Below are 18,349 nucleotides of genomic sequence, written 5' to 3' on the forward strand. Positions count from 1 at the left end.
TCCGCCGCCCGCCCCCGCCCCCGCACCGGCGCCCGCCCCCGCGCCGGCCCCGGCGCCGACGCCGACGGTCGAGCCGACTGAGGACGCCGAGCTGGACGAGAAGGACATCGAGAAGGCCCTCGAGCGCTGGCGCGAGCGCCGGCGCGACCGCGACGACTGACCGGTGTGTGTCGCGAGCGAGATGCTCGACCCGGCGACCGGCGACCTGCTCGGCAACCTCCCCCAGGCGCTGGTCAACGCGGCGATCACCGTCTCCGAGGCGTCCTCCCCGGGCTGAGCAGCAGCACGTGCGCGACGGGGTGCGGGGAGTGTGCACGCGCCGGAGCGGGCCGAGCGCGGTGCGCGAACCCCTCGACGGCCGCGGTGCGCGAGGACCCTCGACCTCGCGGCGGTGCCGTCCGGGCGCCGTCAGGGAGGAGGACGGAGATGCACGCCAGGACCACCATGGTGCGCTGCGACCCGCAGGCCGTCGACGAGGGCATCGAGTACGTCCGCGACGCCGTCTGGCCCATGCTGCGCGGCATGAGCGGCTGCGTGGGCATGTCGATGCTCGCCGACCGGGACGCCGGCCGCTGCATCGTCACCGCCGCCTGGGCCACCCACGAGGCGATGCGGGCGAGCGCGGTCGCCGTCGGTGAGCTCCGCGACCGGGCCGCCGAGGTGATGCGGGCCGAGGAGATGGACGTCGCCGAGTGGGACATCGCCGTGCTGCACCGGGAGCACCCGGCCGGTGACGGCGCGTGGACCCGGGTCGTCTGGACCGACGGCGACCCGGCGCAGCTCATCGGCATGATCGACGCCTTCCGGATGAGCCTGCTGCCACGGATGAGCGACCTGCCCGGCTTCTGCAGCGTCAGCCTGCTGGTCGACCGGGACACCGGCCGCGCCTCCGCGGCGATCACCTACGCCAGCCGGGCCGAGCTGGAGCAGTCGCGGGAGATGGGCTCGGCGATGCGCGAGGACTTCGCCGCGGCGACGGGCATGCGGATCGTCGAGGTCGCCGAGTTCGAGCTGGCCGTGGCGCACCTGCGGGTACCGGAGATGGCCTGACCGGCTGAGCTGGTGCCGCCTACCACCGACGGCACCAGCCGAGCCGCGGCCGGAGCGCCCGGCTGTGGGCGGCGCAGCAGCCTGTGGACGACGGCCCGCCGGCACCCAGGGGCTGCCACGGTCGACCCGTGACCACGACGCCGCTCGCCCAGCTCCCCGTCCGCTCCGCCACCGACCTCACCCGGCGCTGGACCACCGTGCTCGCCCCGCCGGTCTTCGGTGCGCGCAGCCTCTGGCTGGCCTGGTTCGACGCCGCCGGGCTGATGCTGCCGGTGCTCATGCCGGTCGACGACCTCCCCCGCCGGCCTCGGCACGAGAGCCTGTCCGGTCTGCTGGCGCTGCACGACGCGGTCACCGAGCAGAGCGACTGCGCCGACGGCCACCTCGCGCTGGCGCTGTGCCGGCCCGGCCGGTCGCTGGTCACCGCGAGCGACGACGAGTGGGCCGAGGCGCTGCGGGAGGACCTGGACAGCGGGGTCGACGGCAGCTGGAGCCTGCACCTGGCGGCCGGCGGCACGGTGTTCCCGCTGGTCGAACCGGCCCGCTGGGCCTGGCAGTGACCAGCTCCCACAAGGGCGAGACTTGACAAAAGTCATTGCTGGGCCGGCAAACTGGTCGGCATGAGCGACGACGTCGATGCGGTGGTCCAGGCCGTCGGGCCCCGGCTGCGTGCGCTGCGCCAGCAGCGGGACACCACGCTGACCCAGCTGTCGGAGACCACCGGCATCTCGGTGAGCACGCTGTCCCGGCTGGAGTCCGGGCAGCGGCGAGCGACGCTGGAGCTGCTGCTGCCGCTCACCCGCGCCCTGCAGGTGCCACTGGACCAGTTGCTCGACGAGCCGCCGTCGCAGGACCCCCGGGTCCAGCCGCGCCCGGTGTTGCGCAACGGCATGACCATGCTGCCGCTCACCCGCCGGCCCGGCGGGCTGCAGGCCTACAAGATGATCATGCCCCCGGGTCACCCCACCGGCGGGGTGGAGCTCAAGACGCACGAGGGCTACGAGTGGCTCTACGTGCTCAACGGCCGGTTCGTGCTCTTCCTCGGCGACCAGCGGCTGGAGCTGACCCCGGGCGAGGTGGTCGAGTTCGACACCCACGTGCCGCACGCACTGACCAACCCCGGGCCGGCCCCGGTGGAGCTGCTGGCCCTGTTCGGGCCGCAGGGCGAGCGGATGCACGTGCGCGCCCGGCCGCGCGGCAGCGGCGACTGAGCCGGCACCGACGGCGCCGGGCCGGCCGGACACCTGCCCCCGGCTGGTCGGCGGGTCCACCGCTCACCGTGCGGGACCGCGCGCGGTTCGACAGGCTGGTGCCTCCCGGGCCTGAGACCACGGGCCGACCCGCTCGACTTCCCTGGAGGCACGCCTTGCCCGCTCGCGCACCCAAGGAGATCGCCCAGGTCGCCGCCGCGACCGGGGCGAAGAAGACCCGCCGTACCTGGGACAAGGTGCTGGTCAGCGCCTTCCTGGCCGGCGCCTACATCGCCTTCGGCGGCCTCGTCGCCATCGTCGTCTCCTCCGGCCTCGACCCGGAGACCTGGGGGACGCTGCCGACGCTGTTCACCGGCGCCACCTTCACCCTCGGCCTGGTGCTCGTGCTCGTCGCCGGCTCCGACCTGGCCACCGGCAACATGGCACTGGTCCCGCTGGGGGCCATGCGCGGCAAGATCGGCGCCGGCGACGTCGCCAAGAACCTGTCCCTGGTGCTGATCGGCAACCTGGCCGGGGCGCTGTTCGTCGCGTTCTTCCTGGCCGTGCAGACCGGGGTGATCGGCGACTCCAGCGCCACCGGCACCGGCGGGCTCACCTACGAGCGGCTGGCCTCGATCTCGGAGGGCAAGGCGCTGGGCGAGACGGCCTGGCAGACGTTCCTCCGCGCGGTCGGCTGCAACTGGCTGGTCTGCCTCGCGGTCTGGATGTCCCTGGCGGCGACGACCGTCTCGGGCAAGATCCTGGCGATCTTCTTCCCGATCATGGCGTTCGTGGCGATGGGCTTCGACCACGTGATCGCCAACATGTTCTTCCTCCCGGCGGCGATCTTCGCCGGTGTCCCGGACCTGGGCTGGGACGACGCGGCGCTCAACTGGCTGCTGGCCGGCGCCGGCAACCTGGTCGGCGCGGTGGTCTTCGTGTCCACGTCCTACTGGTACCTGTTCCTGAAGGACGAGCCGGAGGACGAGCCCGAGGAGTCCGAGGCGTCCGCCCCGCCGGCGGAACGCGGCTGACCCCCTCCACGAACGACGACGGCGGCGCCCCACCTCGGTGGGACGCCGCCGTTGCTCGGTTCAGGAGCCGATCACCCCTCGGTCAGGACACCGCGCCGTCCTGCTCCTCGGAGCCCTTGCCCCGCCCCTGGTCGAGGAGGTCGGTGCCCGGGCCGCCGATCAGCGTGTCGCTGCCGTTGTCCCCGCGCAGCTCGTCGTCCCCGGCGCCGCCCAGCAGGACGTCGTCCCCGTTGCCGCCGCGGAGCACGTCGTCCCCGTCGCCGCCACAGATCACGTCGGCGCCGTTGCCGCCGGTGATCGTGTCGTTGCCGCCCAGGCCCATGATCACGTCCACGCCGTTCCCGCCGCGCAGCACGTCGTCGCCCTCCGTGCCGACGAGCGTGGGCTCCAGGCCCTGGCAGAGCAGCGGCTCCGGCTCGACGACGACCGACTGGAGGTCGATGCCGAGCAGCAGCGGGTCGTGGTCACTGGAGCGGTAGGGGTCCGCCACGTACAGCTCCGGGTCGCCGGCGTACTGGTAGGCGAAGGACTCCACCGAGTTGATGTTCCAGTGCACGACGTCGGTGACCTTGGCGGTGAGCTCGGCCGTGGCCAGCGCGTGGTCCAGCGAGCCGGACAGTGCGTTGAACACGTAGCTGTACCGGCCCGGGTCGAACTCCTCACCCAGGTTGACGAAGCCCTCGTCGCGGAGTGCCTCGATCGGGTCCTCCTGGGTGTAGGCGTTGAAGTCGCCCATCAGCACGACGTCCGAGTCGCCGGTCTGCGCCTCCAGCTGCTCGGCGAAGGCCGCCAGCGACTCCGCCTGCCGCACCCGGTCGCCATTGAACGAGCCCTGCCCGGTGTCGAGGTTGTTACCGGTGCCGGTGCCGCCCTTGGACTTGAAGTGGTTGGCCACCACGGTGAAGGCGTCGCCGTCCGCGGTGAACGTCTGGGCGATCGGCTCGCGGGCGTTGGACCAGACCGACTCGTCGACCAGGCCGACCGAGTCGCCGACCGGGGTGACGACGGCGGGCTGGTAGATGATCGCGTTGCGGATCACGTCCCGGTCGACCGCGTACAGCTCCTCCGGGAAGGCGACGTAGGCCCACTTCTGGCTGCCGGCGTCGGCGTTGAGCCGGGTCACCAGGTCGGCCAGCGCGGTGTCCGCGTTGCCCGGGGTGTAGCCGGTGGAGTCGGTGTCCTCGATCTCCATCAGGGTGACCACGGCGGCGTCCAGCGCGTTGATCGCCGGCACGATCTTGCCGGCCTGCTCCTCGAGCTCGGCCTGGTTCGGCGCACCCCGGCCGACCCCACCGAAGGTGAGGAAGTAGTTGAGCACGTTGAAGGCGCCCAGCTGGACGTCGCCACCGACCTCGCCCGGCGCGGCCGGACGGGTGTTCTGCGGCGCGAAGACGCCGTCCGCGGTGCCGTCGGCCGGCTGCAGCCGCCAGGCGTCGAAGCCGTAGCCGAGCACCAACGGCTCGGTGAAGGTCAGCTCGTCGCCCACCCGGACCGGGGTCTCCGGCGACAGGTAGGGCGCGGTGGTGACGCTGACCCGGCTGCTGAGCGCGTCGTCGAGGACGATCCTGCGCAGCGCGTTGTCCGCCGCGATCGCGTCCGCACCGGCGCCGGGACGGGCCAGCTCCGTCGGCTGGACCAGCAAACCACCCTCGGACAGGGTCAGCTCGCCGTAGCTGGTCAGGGCGTAGACCTCGCTGACGGTCAGGGTGTCGACCGGCTCGACGAGCATGCCCTCGAGCCGCTCGCGGGCGTCGTCGTCGGCGGGCAGGTCCAGCGGGGTGGCTGCCGGCAGGTCCTCCACGGTGCCGTCGGCGCAGACGCCCACGTTCGCCTCGCCGCGGACCTGGGTCTGCTCGAAGTACTCCTCGGCGGCGCCGGTCACCGCGACCGTGTCGCCGAGGTCGACCTCGACCGCGGAGAAGACGAAGACCCCGTCGGAGGTGGCGGCGTCGCCGTCACCGTCGGCGTCCTGCAGGTAGAAGCCGGAGAGCCCGGGGACGTCGCCGACGACGACGCCCTCCACGGTGACCGTGGAGCCGGCCAGCGGGGTGGTCGCGCCCGCGCCCTGCACGTCGCCGATCTCGTGCGTCACCGGGGTGTCGCAGACCTCGCCGGAGGGCGGCGGCGGGTCGACCGGGCCGGGCGCTGCGGAGTTGACCACGCCCTTGCTGGCCGCGGCCGGACCGGACCAGACGAGCGCGTCGGTGGCCGCGTCGTAGCTGCGCGACAGCGACTGCCCAGCCGGCTCGCTGCCGGTCTCCTCGACTCCGATGTCGATGCTGGTCGTCCCGGCGGCCGGGCCGCCGGCGGCGGTCATCGTCCCCTCGTAGGAGAGGAACTCGAGCACCTCCGTGCCGCGGACCAGGGCGACCGCGTCCGGGGCGCCGTTCTGGATCCCGTTGGACGGGTAGTCGACGACCGCGACGGCCGAGCCGTCCGCGGGCGCGGTCACGGCCGGGAGCGCGTCGGTGTCGTAGACCGCACCGTTGCCCCCGTTGTAGAGGACCACGCTCAGGCCGTCGGAGCTGGTGCCGGCGGGGAGCTGCACCTCGACGAACTCACCCACGTCGGTGCTGACGTTGTCGTAGTGGATCTCGGAGATGAAGGGCGTGGTGGGCGGCGCGGCGACCGCGACCGCCGGGACGGCGACGGCGGCGAGCACGGCAGCGGATGTCGCTGCCGCGCCGAGGGCAGCGCGCCTCGCAGCGGTGCGGGCGGTACCAGTGGGGAGGGGCACGAACGGTCCTCTCGGAGGGCGACGCGGAGTGGGTCCGGGCACAGCCTGAGGGGCGGATGTGGACGACTCGCTGACGTTAAGTGACCATTTCGTGACACGCCAAGGCGATGGACGGCGTCCCCGGCGAGTCCTCGGACGCGTGGCCGTGACCGGCTCCATCCCGCCGTCCCGTTCCCGGTGCGCCGAGGACCACTCCGCTGCCCCGGCACCGGCCAGGGGCACGGAGCGGTGCCGTCGGGTCGCCGGTCAGTCGGCGGCGGTGTCCTGACCGGTGTCCTGCTGCTTGCGGAACCGCAGCGACTCCACCAGCACGTACCCGAACACCACGGTCCACGCGAAGCTCAGGAAGGCCTCGCCCCAGTCACCGTCCACCAGCCGCAGCACGATCGCGCCGAGGTTGTAGGCCACCGCGACGCCCGCCAGCAGCTGCACTCCCCGGTGGCCGAACCAGGGCGGGCGGAAGGGTGCGGCCATGCCCAGAGGCTAGCCCGGCCCGGACCCATGAGGCCGTGGACAGCCCGGCGCCGCGCGCCACACGCTGCGGCGGAGCGTCCGGTCGGCGAGGCTGGAGGGGTGAGCACCTCCAAGAGCGGCAGCGGTTACGTCGAAAAGGGCCAGGACTACCAGCGGGACCAGAACTACATCACCGACCGGATCACCGCCGACGGCGACAGCCGATGGCCGGTGGAGGCCGGCCGGTACCGGCTGGTCATCGCCCGGGCCTGCCCGTGGGCCAACCGCGCGGCGATCGTCCGGCGGCTGCTCGGCCTGGAGCAGGCCATCTCCATGGGCATCTGCGGGCCCACGCACGACGAGCGCAGCTGGACCTTCGACCTCGACCCCGACGGCCGCGACCCGGTGCTGGGGTACGAGCGGCTGCAGCAGGCGTTCTTCGCCCGCGACCCGGAGTACCCGCGCGGCATCACGGTGCCGGCGATGGTCGACGTCCCGACCGGGGCCGTCGTCACCAACGACTTCAAGCAGATGACGCTGGACTTCTCCAGCGAGTGGACCGCGTTCCACCGCGACGGCGCCCCCGACCTCTACCCCGAGCACCTGCGGGCGGAGATGGACGAGGTGATCGAGCGGATCTTCACCGAGGTGAACAACGGCGTCTACCGCTGCGGCTTCGCCGGCTCCCAGCGCGCCTACGACCAGGCCTACCAGCGGCTGTGGACGGCGATGGACTGGCTCGAGGAGCGGCTGTCCACCCGCCGGTTCCTGATGGGCGAGACGATCACCGAGGCCGACGTGCGGCTGTTCACCACGCTGGCCCGGTTCGACCCCGTCTACCACGGCCACTTCAAGGCCAACCGGAACAAGCTGACCGAGCTGCCGGCGCTGTGGGGCTACGCCCGCGACCTGTTCCAGACCCCGGGCTTCGGTGACACCACCGACTTCCCGCAGATCAAGGAGCACTACTACGTGGTGCACGCCGACATCAACCCGACCCAGATCATCCCGATGGGCCCGGACACGTCGGTCTGGCTGACCCCGCACGGCCGCGAGGAGCTGGGCGGCCGCCCGTTCGGCGACGGCACCCCGCCCGGGCCGCCGATCGAGGGCGAGGTCATCCCGCCCGAGCACGGCCCCGGCGGCATCGGCCACCGCTGAGCGCGCCGCAGCCCGGGCGCCCTGGTTGGCTGACCACGGCGTCCCGGGCAGCGGAGCCCGCGGACCGAGGAGAGGTGGCGCAGTGGTGCACAGACTGATCGTCCAGTACGGCCAGCCGACCGACCCGGCGGAGTTCGACCAGCACTACCGGGACGTGCACGTCGGCCTGGCGCAGGCCATCCCCGGGCTCCTCCGCTTCACCGTCGGGCACCCGCGGTCGATGGACCCCATCGCGCCCGGGCCGTACCTGATCGCCGAGCTGGACTTCGAGTCCGCCGACGCGATGGGGGCCGGCATGGGCTCCGAGGCCGGCCGCGCCGCCGGCGCGGACGTCGCCACCTTCGCCACCGGCGGGGCGTCCATGTCCAGCTTCGACCTGGACGACGTCAGCCCGGCCGGCTGACCTCCGCACCGTGCTGACCGGCCGGCCGGACCTCGCACTGCCCAGCGCCGGGCCCGAGCCGCTGCCGTGGGGCACCGCGCTGGCCGCCGTCCTCGGGTACGCCCGGGGACGGCGGCCGCTGCGGTACCGCTCCCCCAACGAGCGGGACGGCCGGTGGGTGCAGGTGCCGGCCTTCGGCTACGAGCGCTTCGACGCCCGGCCGGTGCCCGCCGGGCCACTGGGCGACGAGGACGTGCTGGTGGCCGAGGGGCTGCACGGCCGTCTGGGCCCCGACGCCTGGTCTGCGGTCCGCACTGCCCTCGACGCGGCCGAGCCCGTGGCCGCCGCCCTCGCCGGGCGTGCGGCCGGGCGGGCCTTCTGGGAGCTGCCGGACGACGAGCTCTCGGTGCTCGGTGAACCGGGCACCGTCGGCGCCGCCCTGCGCGGTCTCGGTGAGCTGCCCGAACCGCAGCGGCGGCACGTGCCGGCTGCGCTGCACCACCGCCGTCCCGACCTGGTGCCGTTGCTGCACCGCGCCACCTGGCTGCAGACGGTGCCGCACCTGCGCGAGGGCGACAGCGGGACGGCGGCGGTCGTGCACCGCGAGCTCCGCGCCAACGATGCCGCCTTCACGGCGCTGGAGCAGGCGGCGGCCGAGCTGCTCGGCGCCCCGCTGACCCGGCTGCGGCTGCACGACCTGCTGGTGTGGCTCAGCGGCACGCTGCGGCTGGGCACGGCGGTGGCGCTGGGCGAGGCGACCGAGGAGGGGCGCCGGTCGCTCACCGCGACCCGCTGAGCGACCGGGCGAGATTCCCCGTCCCCCGGGGAGCAGAGGGTGCGTCGTCGTTGAGCGGGCCGTGACGCAACGCCGGGTCCGGTGACCGAAGCCCGTTCCCCGGCTGACCTCGGCCCAGGCACACGAGCACGATTCGCTGCACGGCGGCGTTGCCGGGGGCGGCGCCGGAGGCGAGGAGGCAGCCCATGTACGCACGGACCACCACCCTCCGTGGCAACCCGCGTGCCCTCGACGACGCGATCGAGTTCGTCCGCGACGAGTGGCTCCCGGCGACCACCGACCTCCCGGGCTGCACCGGGCTGTCCATGCTCGTCGGCCGCCGCACCGGTCGCTGCATCGTCGCCAGCGGCTGGGCGGACGAGCAGTCCATGCTGGGCAGCGCCGAGGGCATGCGCCGCGACCGCGCCCGCCTCGGCCAGCTGCTCGGTGCCGTGCCGGTGGTGGCGCAGTGGGAGGTCGCCGTCATGCACCGGGTGCAGCCCACCGGCGCCGATGCCGTCTGCCGGCTCATCTGGAGCTCGCGCCCGAACCCGGCGGCGCTCGACGACGACGTCGCCACCTTCCGGATGGCTCTCCTGCCCCGGATCGAGGAGCTCACCGGCTTCTGCAGCGCCAACCTGATGATCGACCGGGTCTCCGGCAACACCGTGCTGGCCGTCGCCTACGCCGACCGGGAGGCGATGCTCGTCGCCGGCCAGCGCGCGGACGCGCTGCGCACGGAGTACGCGCGGGCGACGGGCGGGCGGATCACCGAGGTCGCCGAGTTCGACCTGGTCGTCGCCCACCTCCGCATCCCCGAGACCGTGTAGTCGACGGCGGGACGAGCGCGGGTCAGGCGGCCGGGCGGGCGAGGAAGACCGCGCCCGGGACCGACGGGACGGCGACCTCGGTGAAGCCGAGCCGGGCGTAGAAGCCGAGGGCGCGGGCGTTGACCGGGTCCACGCCCAGGTGCACGCCGGGTGCCCCGGCCGCGGCGACCGCGGCGCAGAACACCTCGATCAGCGCCCGCCCCCAACCGGCGCCCTGCGCCTCGGGCAGCAGGTCGATGTGCAGGTGCGCCGGGTACGCCGCGAGCTCGGGCACGAGCATCCGCTCCGGCCGGTGCAGCAGCGACACCATCCGCTCCTCCGCCGTGCGCGGCGGCTCGGGCGGTGCCGGGTACCGGTCGGTCAGCCGGGGCAGCCACTGCGCCCGCCAGGCCTGCACGAAGCCGGCCGTGTCCGCGGTGCCCAGCACGTAGCCGACCGCCCGCCCGCCGTCGTCCAGTACGAACGCCCGGTCCGGCTCGAGGTCGACGTACGGGCCGGCGAACAGGTCGGGCATCAGGTCGTCGCTCGACCACCGGCCCCGGGCGTCGCCCCCGGCGTCGGCGGTGCGCACACAGACGTCGTAGACCGCCGCCCGGTCGGAGCGGCGGTACGACCGGATGCGCGGCTTCACACCACCCGGGTGAGTGCCGGCCAGAGCCCGTCGGGGCCGTCGGCGAGCAGCCCGGCGCCGAGCACCCGGGCCCACGCCGTCTCGGTGCCGGCCTCGTCCCGCCACGACCAGCAGCGCCGGGTGAGGTGGTGCAGCCGGTGCTCCTGGGTGAAGCCGATCGCGCCGTGCACCTGGTGGGCCAGCCGGGCGACCACCTCGACCGCAGCCCCGGCCCGCACCTTGGCCGCCGCGGCCGCCAGCACCAGCGACTCCCCGCGCTCGACCGCCTGCACCGCGGCGTCGACCAGCGCCGCCACCGCGGTCACCTCACCGGCCATCTCGGCCAGCTCCATCTGGATCGCCTGGAACTTGCCCAGCGGCCGGCCGAACTGGTGCCGCTCGCCGGCGTGGTGCACCGTCCAGGCCAGCACCTGCTGCAGCGCCGCGGACAGCTGCACCGCCCGGGCCAGCGCGTACCGCGCCCGCAACTGCTCGGCCTGCGCGTCGGTGAGCAGCGCCCCGGCCGCGGTCACCCCCTGCAGCACGAACGAGCCGCGCGGTTCGCCGGCCAGGTTCGCCGCGTGCGTGGTCTCCCGCCCGGCGACGTCGACCAGTGCGAGCACCGGCCCCACCGCGCTGGTCGCGAGCACGGCGAGGTGCTGCGCGACGCCGGCCCACGCCACGTCGGTCGCGGTGCCGGTGAGCGTCCAGCTGCCCGGGCCGTCACCGTCGTCCCGGGGCTCGGCGGTGACCGCGCCGTCCACCGCGACGGAGAGCGGCTCCTCGGGTGCCGGCAGGTCGAGGCCGGCGGCCAGGACGGCGGGCGCGGCCACCAGCAGCTGCTCGGCCACCGGCACGGCCGCAGCCCCGGCGGCCAGCGCCCCCACGATCGCCACGGCGTCCGCCAGCTCGCCGCCGGAGCCGCCGGCCTCCTCGGGCAGCCCCACCCCGGTCAGCCCGGCCGCGGCGAGTGCGGACCACAGCCCGGCGTCCCACGGCCGTTCGGCGGTGAGTACGAACGGCTCGAACTTCGTCAGGATGTCCCGGACGGTCTCGACGACCAGGTCCACGTCGGAGGAGGTCATCGCAGTCCCAGCCCTCGTGCCACGATCCCGCGCAGGATCTCGTTGGTGCCGCCGCGCAGCGTGTAGCCCGGCGCGTGCAGCTGCGCCTCGGCCAGGGCCCGGCCCAGCGGGTCGGGTGAGTCCAGCGACGCCGGGACGTCGACCACCCGGCGCACCTCGTCGATCACGTCGGCCTCGAACGTCGTCCCCACGTCCTTGACCAGGGCGGCCGGGATGTCGGGCAGCTCCCCGCGGTCCAGCGCCCCGGCGATGCGGAGCGACAGCTGGCGCAGGGCGAGCAGCCGGGCCGACAGCCGGCCCAGGGTGGCCAGCTGCGCCGGGTCCTGGCCCTCGGCCGCGCGCCGGGCGAACTCGGCGATCAGCGGGTAGGTGGACAGGAACCGTTCCGGCCCGGATCGCTCGAAGGCCAGCTCCGCGGTCACCTGGTGCCAGCCCGCGCCCTCCTCGCCCAGCAGCATGTCGCCGGGGATGACCACGTCCTCGAACACGACCTCGTTGAAGTGGTGGCCGCCGTCGAGGATCCGGATCGGGTTGACGGTGATGCCGGGCAGCGACAGGTCGACCAGCAGCTGGGAGAGCCCCGCGTGCCGGCTGGCCGGGTCGGCCGGCGACGTGCGCACCAGGGTGATCGCGTAGTGCGAGGTGTGCGCGTTCGACGTCCAGACCTTCGCGCCGTTGACCACCCAGTCGCCGTCGCCGTTGCGGGTGGCCCGGGTGCGGATCGAGGCGAGGTCCGAGCCGCTGTCCGGCTCGCTCATCCCGATCACGAAGTAGCACTCCCCCGCCGCGATCCGCGGCAGGATCTCCGCACGCTGGGCCTCGGTGCCGTAGCGCAGCAGGTTCGGGCCGGACTGCCGGTCGGCGATCCAGTGCGCCGCGACCGGGGCGCCGGCGGCCAACAGCTCCTCGGTGACCGCGTACCGCTCCATCGCCGTCCGCTCGTGGCCGCCGTACTGCTTCGGCCAGGTCATCCCCAGCCAGCCGCGCTCGCCGAGCTTGCGGGAGAACGCCGGGTCGACTCCGGACAGCCAGGTGTCCACGTGCGTGGTGAAGCTCCCGGCGGCCAGTTCGGCGGCGAGGAACTCGCGCACCTCGGCCCGCACCTCCTCGGCGGCGGCCGATCGCGGCGCGGGCGCCAGCGTCAACGAGTTGCTGCCCATGCAGTGCTCCCCACGTCGGTGTGGTGCCCGGTCTCGCTGGGTCCGGTGTCGGTTCTACCGGCTGCCGTGTGCCCCGGCCCACTGGGGGGCAGGGTGGCCGGGTGACCGATCCCTTCTCGCTCTCCCGGTTCGTCGACGCGCAGGACTCCGGCGGCACCTACGACCGGGCGCTGTCCGAGCTGCGTGCCGGGCGGAAGACCAGCCACTGGATGTGGTTCGTCCTCCCACAGCTGGCCGGCCTCGGCAGCAGCGCGATGGCCCAGCGGTACGCCATCAGCGGGCTGGACGAGGCCCGCGCGTACCTGGCCCACCCGGTGCTCGGTCCCCGGCTGCGCGAGTGCGCCGAGGCGCTGACCGAGCTGGACATCGACGACCCGGTCGCCGTCCTCGGGTCGATCGACGCGCAGAAGCTGCGCTCGTCGATGACGCTCTTCGCCCGGGCCGCACCCGAGGAGCCGGTCTTCGCCGCCGTCCTGGACCAGTACTTCGCCGGCGCCGAGGACGCCGCGACGACGTCCCGGCTGTAGGACGACCACCGGCCCTACGGTGCCGCCATGAGCGACGACACCCCCTGGGAACCGCCCTTCGCCGGCACCGAGGCCGAGCACCTGCTCGGCGCACTCGACCGGCTGCGCACCACCTTCCGCTGGAAGGCCGCCGCCCTGGACGCCGCTGGGCTCCAGACCCGGATCGGCGCCTCCGCCCTCACCCTGGGCGGCCTGCTCAAGCACCTGGCCAGCGTGGAGGACGACGTCTCCACCGGACGGCTGAGCGGCGCACCGATCGGTGAGCCCTGGGAGTCGGAGTGGGCCGGCGGCGACGACTGGCCGTTCACCTCCGCCACCGATGACTCCCCCGAGCGGCTGTACGCGCTCTGGGACGACGCCGTCGCGCGCTCCCGCGCCCGGTGGGACGCCGCCCTGGCCGACGGCGGGATGGACCAGCGGGTCGACCTGACCGGCCCGGACGGCGAGCGCGCCGGTCTGCGCCGACTGCTGTGCGACCTGATCGAGGAGTACGGCCGGCACACCGGGCACGCCGACCTGCTCCGCGAGGCCGTCGACGGGCTGGTCGGCGAGGACCCGCCACCCGGCTGGCGCCCGCAGGTGGGCCGTCGACCGGTGGGCTGAGCGGGCGGCCACACCTCGTCGTGGTGCACCCTTGACCACGAGTGGCTAATCGCGTTAGTTTTGGGCTAACGAACTTAGCCAAGTGGGAGACGACATGACCGAGCACCTGACCGTTGACGGCGGCACGATCGCGTACGAGGTGACCGGAGTCGGCCCGCTCGTCGTCCTGGCCCACGGCATGGGTGACAGCCGCGCGGCGTACCGCTTCCTCGCCCCGGCCCTGGTCGCGGCCGGGTACCGGGTCGCCGCCGTGGACCTGCGCGGCTCCGGCGAGTCCAGCGTGGGCTGGACGTCCTACACGCGGACGGACATCGCCGGTGACCTCATCGCCCTGGTGGAGCACCTGGGCGGCCCGGCCGTGCTGGTCGGTCATTCCATCTCCGGTGGCGCCGTCACGATCGCCGCGGCGACGGCCCCCTCCCAGGTCACCGCGGTGGTCGAGCTGGCGCCGTTCACCCGCAAGCAGCAGATCGCGCTCGGCGACCTGCGGAACGCCCGCTTCCGGCGCGGCATGCGCCACCTGCTCGGCACCGCCCTGCTCGGCAGCACCGGGCAGTGGCGGAGGTACCTGGCGGTGGCGTACCCCGGGCCGAAGCCGACGGACTGGGACGCCCGCCTCGACCAGATCGAGGCGATGCTGCGGGAGCCGGGCCGGATGAAGGCCCTGCAGGGGATGGGCAGGACGGCGCCCACGGACGCCGGTGCGCGGCTGGCCGACGTCCGCTGCCCCGTGCTGGTGGTGCAGGGCACGCTGGACCCCGACTGGGCCTCCCCGCAGGCCGAGGGCGAGGCGATCGCGGCCGCACTGCCGCCCGGACTGGGGCGGCTGGCGATGGTCGACGGCGCCGGGCACTACCCGCACGTCCAGTTCCCCGACCAGGTCAGTGCTCTGGTCCTGTCGTTCCTGGACTCCGTCCGTGCCTAGGGCCGGTCTCGACCGGACCGCCGTCGTCGAGGCCGGTGCGGCGCTCGCCGACGAGGTCGGCTTCGCCGGCCTGACCATGGGCCGGCTGGCCGAGCGGGTCGGCGTGCGCACCCCGTCGCTCTACAAGCACGTCGCCGGCCAGGACGACCTGAACCGCGGGATCGCCGCGCTCGCCCTCGCCGAGGCAGCCGCCGCCGTCGGCACCGCCACGCAGGGCTGCGCCGGCCGGGACGCGCTCGCCGCCGCCGCCCACGCGTTCCGCGACTTCGTGCTCACCCACCCGGGCCGGTACGCGGCCACGATCGGCGTCGAGCCGACCGGTCCGGACGACCCGGTCGCCGTCGCGGGGCTGGGGTTGCTCGGCTCGTTCACCGCGGTGCTCCGGTCCTACGCGGTCGAGGGAGCGGAGATGGACCACGCGCTGCGCGCGCTGCGCAGCTTCCTCCACGGTTTCGCCACGCTGCAGTCCGCCAACGCCTTCCAGTGGTCCGCCGACGTCGATGACAGCTTCGAGTGGCTCATCGCCCTCCTCGACCGTGGCCTGCGGAACGCCTCCTCCCCGCAGTAGCCCGGACGCCGCCCGACCCACCCACCAAAATGGCCATTGTGGTGGTCACACGATTCGGAGGCGGAGGCGGCGGAAGCCGCGGCCCTTGTTCTCCACCTTCAGCACCTCGACCCGGCCCACCATCGCCGTGGACGCCACGTGGGTGCCGCCGTCGGCCTGGGTGTCCAGCCCGACGATGTCCACGATCCGCACCACCTCGATGTCCGGCGGCAGCAGGTTGGTGGCGGTCCGGATGATGTCCGGGATCGCGAACGCCTCGTCCCTGGGCAGCTCCCGGACCTCGATCCGGCGGTCGGCGGCCAGCTCGGCGTTCACCGACTCGGCGACCCGCTCCTTGAAGTCGGCCGGCACCTCGGCGAGGTCGAAGTCCATCCGGGCGGTCAGCGGCTCCATGGTGCCGCCGGTGACCAGCGCACCGAAGTCCCGGAAGACGACGCCGGTGAGCACGTGCAACCCCGAGTGAGTGCGCATCAGCGCGGTCCGGCGCTCGTCGTCCAGCGCTCCGCGCACCGCCGTCCCGGGCGGTGGCAGCGGGTCGCCCTCCTCGGGCACGAGGTACAGCTCGTCGCCGCGGCGGGTCCCGGCGATCCGGGTGCGGACCCCGCCCCACAGCAGCACGCCCTGGTCCGGGGGCTGACCGCCGCCGCCGGGGTAGAACGCGGAACGGTCCAGCACGATCCCCTGCTCGGGGTCGGCGGCGACCACGGTGGCGTCCCACTCGCGCACGGTGGCGTCGGCCAGGTCGAGGCGGTGGGTGTGTCCGGCGTGCGCAGCAGCCATGCCCGCATCCTGCCCGCCGCGGGCCGGCTGCGGACCAGTCCACCCGCAGTCCAGTGGCCCGCAGGGTCGGGGAAGACCACCGCAGCCCGTACGGTTGCCAGTCGCCGCAGGGCCCCGTCCGCGTCCCACCACGTCCGAGGAGCAGCCGAAGTTGTCGAGCCCGTCCCCGGACGTCGCCCCTGACCCGGCCATCGCCGCCGAGCAGGACGCCGTCACCGACCTGTACCGCCGGCTGGATGCCGCCCGCGAGCTCGCCGTGACCCGCTTCCGGCAGGCGCTGGCGAGCCCGGTGATCAACCCCCAGTCCCTCGGTGAGCGGGAGGCCGCGGCGCGTTTCCACTCCCAGCGGATCACCGCGCTGGACGCCGCCGACCACGGGCTGGTGATCGGCCGGCTGGACCGCCAGGAGCAGCCACAGCCGCTCTACATCGGCCGGGTCGGGCTGCCCGCCGACGACCCCGCGGGCGACCCGGCCCTCGTCGACTGGCGCGCGCCGGCGTCCCGGCCGTTCTACACCGCGACCCCGTTCCGGCCCGAGGGCGTGGTGCGCCGCCGGCACATCCGCACCCGCAGCCGGGCGGTCACCGCGGTCAACGACGAGGTGCTCACCGTGCGCCCCGAGGACACCGACGGCCCGCCGCTGACCGGCGAGGCGGCGCTGATGGCCGCGCTCACCGCCCAGCGCACCGGCCGGATGGCCGACATCGTGGCCACCATCCAGGCCGAGCAGGACGCCATCATCCGCAGCGACGCCCGCGGGGTGCTGGTCGTGCAGGGCGGCCCGGGCACCGGGAAGACGGCGGTCGCGCTGCATCGGGCGGCCTACCTGCTGTACACCCACCGCGACCGGCTGGCCCGCAGCGGCCTGCTCGTCGTCGGGCCCACGCCGACCTTCCTGCGCTACATCGCCGACGTGCTGCCCGCGCTCGGTGAGACCGGGGTGCTGCTCGCCGGGCTCGGCCAGCTGCGCCCCGGGCTGGACGCCCGCGGCGCGGAGAGCCAGCAGGTGGCCGAGGTCAAGGGCCGGCTGGCGATGGTCGACGTGCTCAAGGCCGCCGTCCGCGACCGGGAGACGGTGCCCCGCGGCATCCGCGAGCTGCGCATCGACGGGGTGTCGATCAAGCTGCGCGCGGTCGACCTCACCCGCTGCCGTACCGCCGGCCGGCGCGCGTCCCGGCTGCACAACCTGGGCCGGCCGGCCTTCCGCCGCGCCCTGGTCGACCTGGTCGCCCAGCGCTACGCCGACCGGATCGGCGCCGACGTGCGCGGCGGCGGCAGCCTGCTGGACTCCCGGGACCTGGACGCGCTGCGCTCGGAGATCGCCGGGGAGGCCGCCGTCCGGGCGCTGGTCGACGAGATGTGGCCGGTGCTCACCGCCGAGCAGCTGCTCGGTGACCTGCTCTCCTCCCCCGAGCGCATCGCGCGGGCGACGAAGGGCTGGACCGACGAGGAACGCGCCCTCCTGGCCCGGCCGGCCGGCACGCCGTGGACGCCGGCCGACGTCCCGCTGCTGGAGGAGGCCGACGAGCTGCTCGGGTACGACGACAGCGCCGACCGCGCCCGTGAGGCACGTCGTCGTCGGCAGGCCCGGGACGAGGCGCAGGAGACCCTCGACCTGCTGTACGGCTCCCGCTCCACCGACCTCGACGACGACGAGGACGGCGAGGAGCTGACCGCCGGCGACCTGCTGGACGCCGAGATGCTCGCCGACCGCGAGGCCGAGGTCGACGTCCGGTCGGCCGCCGAGCGGGCGGCGACCGACCGCACCTGGACCTTCGGGCACGTGGTCGTCGACGAGGCGCAGGAGCTGTCGGCGATGACCTGGCGGCTGCTGGCCCGCAAGTGCCCCACCCGGTCGATGACCGTCGTCGGCGACCTGGCCCAGACCGGCAGCCTGGCCGGCGCCACCGACTGGGGCGCGGTCCTCGCGCCGCACGCCGCTGCGCAGTGGCGGCTCGCCCAGTTGACGGTGAACTACCGGACCCCGGCCGAGGTCATGGCCGTCGCCGCCGACGTGCTGGCCGCCGGCGGCGCCGGCACCACCGCGCCCCGGTCCGTGCGCAGCACCGGGGTGCCGCCGACCGCCGAGCAGGTGAGCGAGGCGACGCTGCTCCCCCGGGTCGCCGACGTGACCGCCGAGCTGGCCGCCGCCGGGGGCACGGTCGCGGTGATCGTGCCCCCGAGCCGGGTCGACGACGTCGTCGACTGCCTGCGCACCGGCTGGCCGGCGGTCTCCAGCGGCCCGGCCGCGGACTCCTCCGCCGGGCCGGTCGTGCTGGTGCCCGCCGACGCCAAGGGCCTGGAGTTCGACTCGGTGCTGCTGGTCGACCCGGCCGCGGTGCTCGCCGAGGGCGTGCGCGGGCACAGCGACCTGTACGTGGCGCTCACCCGGCCCACCCAGCGGCTGGCCGTGCTGCACCCCGGCGAGCTCCCCCGCGAACTGGACCGCCTCACCGAGCCCCAGCCGGTCGAGGGGTGA

Annotated in this window: 19 protein-coding genes; 13 read left to right on the forward strand and 6 right to left on the reverse strand. The window is 74.5% G+C overall.

What is annotated here, in order from left to right:
* The first annotated feature begins 426 nt into the window (after positions 1–426).
* The 4 genes from IN07_RS10675 to IN07_RS10690 all read left to right on the forward strand — a co-directional run bounded on the left by IN07_RS10675 (position 427) and on the right by IN07_RS10690 (position 3,274).
* On the forward strand, positions 427–1,050 hold the full coding sequence (locus tag IN07_RS10675; protein ID WP_036335759.1) for an antibiotic biosynthesis monooxygenase: 624 nt from the start codon (positions 427–429) through the stop codon (positions 1,048–1,050).
* A 128-nt stretch (positions 1,051–1,178) separates the two neighbouring features.
* On the forward strand, positions 1,179–1,610 hold the full coding sequence (locus tag IN07_RS10680; RefSeq protein ID WP_036335761.1) for a hypothetical protein: 432 nt from the start codon (positions 1,179–1,181) through the stop codon (positions 1,608–1,610).
* A gap of 60 nt (positions 1,611–1,670) precedes the next feature.
* On the forward strand, positions 1,671–2,261 hold the full coding sequence (locus IN07_RS10685) for a helix-turn-helix domain-containing protein (protein WP_197058435.1): 591 nt from the start codon (positions 1,671–1,673) through the stop codon (positions 2,259–2,261).
* A gap of 155 nt (positions 2,262–2,416) precedes the next feature.
* On the forward strand, positions 2,417–3,274 hold the full coding sequence (locus IN07_RS10690; RefSeq protein WP_036335764.1) for a formate/nitrite transporter family protein: 858 nt from the start codon (positions 2,417–2,419) through the stop codon (positions 3,272–3,274).
* Positions 3,275–3,356: 82 nt separating this feature from the next.
* On the opposite strand, the gene IN07_RS10695 is transcribed toward IN07_RS10690, so the two are convergent.
* Both IN07_RS10695 and IN07_RS10700 read right to left on the reverse strand, forming a co-directional pair.
* Positions 3,357–6,011, reverse strand: a complete 2,655-nt coding sequence (locus IN07_RS10695; RefSeq protein ID WP_052091127.1) for an ExeM/NucH family extracellular endonuclease — start codon at positions 6,009–6,011, stop codon at positions 3,357–3,359.
* A 246-nt stretch (positions 6,012–6,257) separates the two neighbouring features.
* Positions 6,258–6,485 carry a hypothetical protein gene (locus IN07_RS10700; RefSeq protein WP_036335768.1) on the reverse strand — a complete coding sequence of 76 codons (228 nt, stop codon included), beginning with the start codon at positions 6,483–6,485 and terminating at the stop codon, positions 6,258–6,260.
* A 99-nt stretch (positions 6,486–6,584) separates the two neighbouring features.
* Here IN07_RS10700 and IN07_RS10705 point away from each other — a divergent pair, with 99 nt between their 5' ends.
* From IN07_RS10705 to IN07_RS10720, 4 genes are all read left to right on the forward strand, one after another.
* Positions 6,585–7,625, forward strand: a complete 1,041-nt coding sequence (locus tag IN07_RS10705; protein ID WP_036335769.1) for a glutathione S-transferase family protein — start codon at positions 6,585–6,587, stop codon at positions 7,623–7,625.
* A gap of 82 nt (positions 7,626–7,707) precedes the next feature.
* A complete protein-coding gene (locus tag IN07_RS10710) occupies positions 7,708–8,028 on the forward strand; it encodes an EthD family reductase (protein WP_156119131.1) in 321 nt (106 codons plus the stop codon).
* A gap of 10 nt (positions 8,029–8,038) precedes the next feature.
* The gene (locus tag IN07_RS25195; RefSeq protein WP_231558103.1) at positions 8,039–8,803 is read left to right on the forward strand and encodes a DUF6308 family protein; all 765 of its coding nucleotides are present in this window, start codon (positions 8,039–8,041) and stop codon (positions 8,801–8,803) included.
* Between the two features lie 185 nt (positions 8,804–8,988).
* Entirely contained in the window at positions 8,989–9,612 is a 624-nt protein-coding gene (locus tag IN07_RS10720) for a hypothetical protein (RefSeq protein WP_036335771.1), read from the forward strand.
* A 22-nt stretch (positions 9,613–9,634) separates the two neighbouring features.
* On the opposite strand, the gene IN07_RS10725 is transcribed toward IN07_RS10720, so the two are convergent.
* Genes IN07_RS10725 through IN07_RS10735 form a run of 3 tightly spaced genes read right to left on the reverse strand, consistent with a single transcriptional unit; the run spans position 9,635 to position 12,467 of the window.
* Positions 9,635–10,243: a GNAT family N-acetyltransferase gene (locus IN07_RS10725; RefSeq protein ID WP_036335772.1), complete on the reverse strand. Its 609-nt coding sequence runs from the start codon at positions 10,241–10,243 to the stop codon at positions 9,635–9,637.
* Complete coding sequence (locus IN07_RS10730; RefSeq protein WP_036335773.1) at positions 10,240–11,307, reverse strand: acyl-CoA dehydrogenase family protein; 1,068 nt, start codon at positions 11,305–11,307, stop codon at positions 10,240–10,242. Before IN07_RS10730 ends, IN07_RS10725 begins: the two co-directional genes overlap by 4 nt.
* Positions 11,304–12,467 (reverse strand): acyl-CoA dehydrogenase family protein, encoded by a 1,164-nt coding sequence (locus tag IN07_RS10735; protein ID WP_036335774.1) that lies wholly within the window; start codon positions 12,465–12,467, stop codon positions 11,304–11,306. The genes IN07_RS10730 and IN07_RS10735 overlap by 4 nt, the downstream gene beginning before the upstream one ends.
* A 101-nt stretch (positions 12,468–12,568) precedes the next feature.
* Between IN07_RS10735 and IN07_RS10740 the strand changes: the two genes are divergently transcribed.
* The 4 genes from IN07_RS10740 (at position 12,569) to IN07_RS10755 (ending at position 15,090) form a co-directional block, all read left to right on the forward strand.
* Positions 12,569–12,994: a DUF1810 domain-containing protein gene (locus IN07_RS10740; protein ID WP_036335775.1), complete on the forward strand. Its 426-nt coding sequence runs from the start codon at positions 12,569–12,571 to the stop codon at positions 12,992–12,994.
* A 27-nt stretch (positions 12,995–13,021) separates the two neighbouring features.
* On the forward strand, positions 13,022–13,597 hold the full coding sequence (locus IN07_RS10745) for a mycothiol transferase (protein ID WP_036335777.1): 576 nt from the start codon (positions 13,022–13,024) through the stop codon (positions 13,595–13,597).
* Between the two features lie 94 nt (positions 13,598–13,691).
* Complete coding sequence (locus tag IN07_RS10750; RefSeq protein ID WP_036335779.1) at positions 13,692–14,522, forward strand: alpha/beta fold hydrolase; 831 nt, start codon at positions 13,692–13,694, stop codon at positions 14,520–14,522.
* Positions 14,515–15,090 carry a TetR/AcrR family transcriptional regulator gene (locus IN07_RS10755; protein WP_036335781.1) on the forward strand — a complete coding sequence of 192 codons (576 nt, stop codon included), beginning with the start codon at positions 14,515–14,517 and terminating at the stop codon, positions 15,088–15,090. The genes IN07_RS10750 and IN07_RS10755 overlap by 8 nt, the downstream gene beginning before the upstream one ends.
* 45 nt (positions 15,091–15,135) lie before the next feature.
* Here IN07_RS10755 and IN07_RS10760 read toward each other — a convergent pair whose 3' ends face one another.
* Complete coding sequence (locus IN07_RS10760; RefSeq protein WP_036335783.1) at positions 15,136–15,870, reverse strand: alanyl-tRNA editing protein; 735 nt, start codon at positions 15,868–15,870, stop codon at positions 15,136–15,138.
* 151 nt (positions 15,871–16,021) lie between these two features.
* Here IN07_RS10760 and IN07_RS10765 point away from each other — a divergent pair, with 151 nt between their 5' ends.
* Positions 16,022–18,349 carry a HelD family protein gene (locus IN07_RS10765; RefSeq protein ID WP_052091128.1) on the forward strand — a complete coding sequence of 776 codons (2,328 nt, stop codon included), beginning with the start codon at positions 16,022–16,024 and terminating at the stop codon, positions 18,347–18,349.

The sequence above is a fragment of the Modestobacter caceresii genome, from assembly GCF_000761485.1.
GTDB lineage: Bacteria > Actinomycetota > Actinomycetes > Mycobacteriales > Geodermatophilaceae > Modestobacter > Modestobacter caceresii.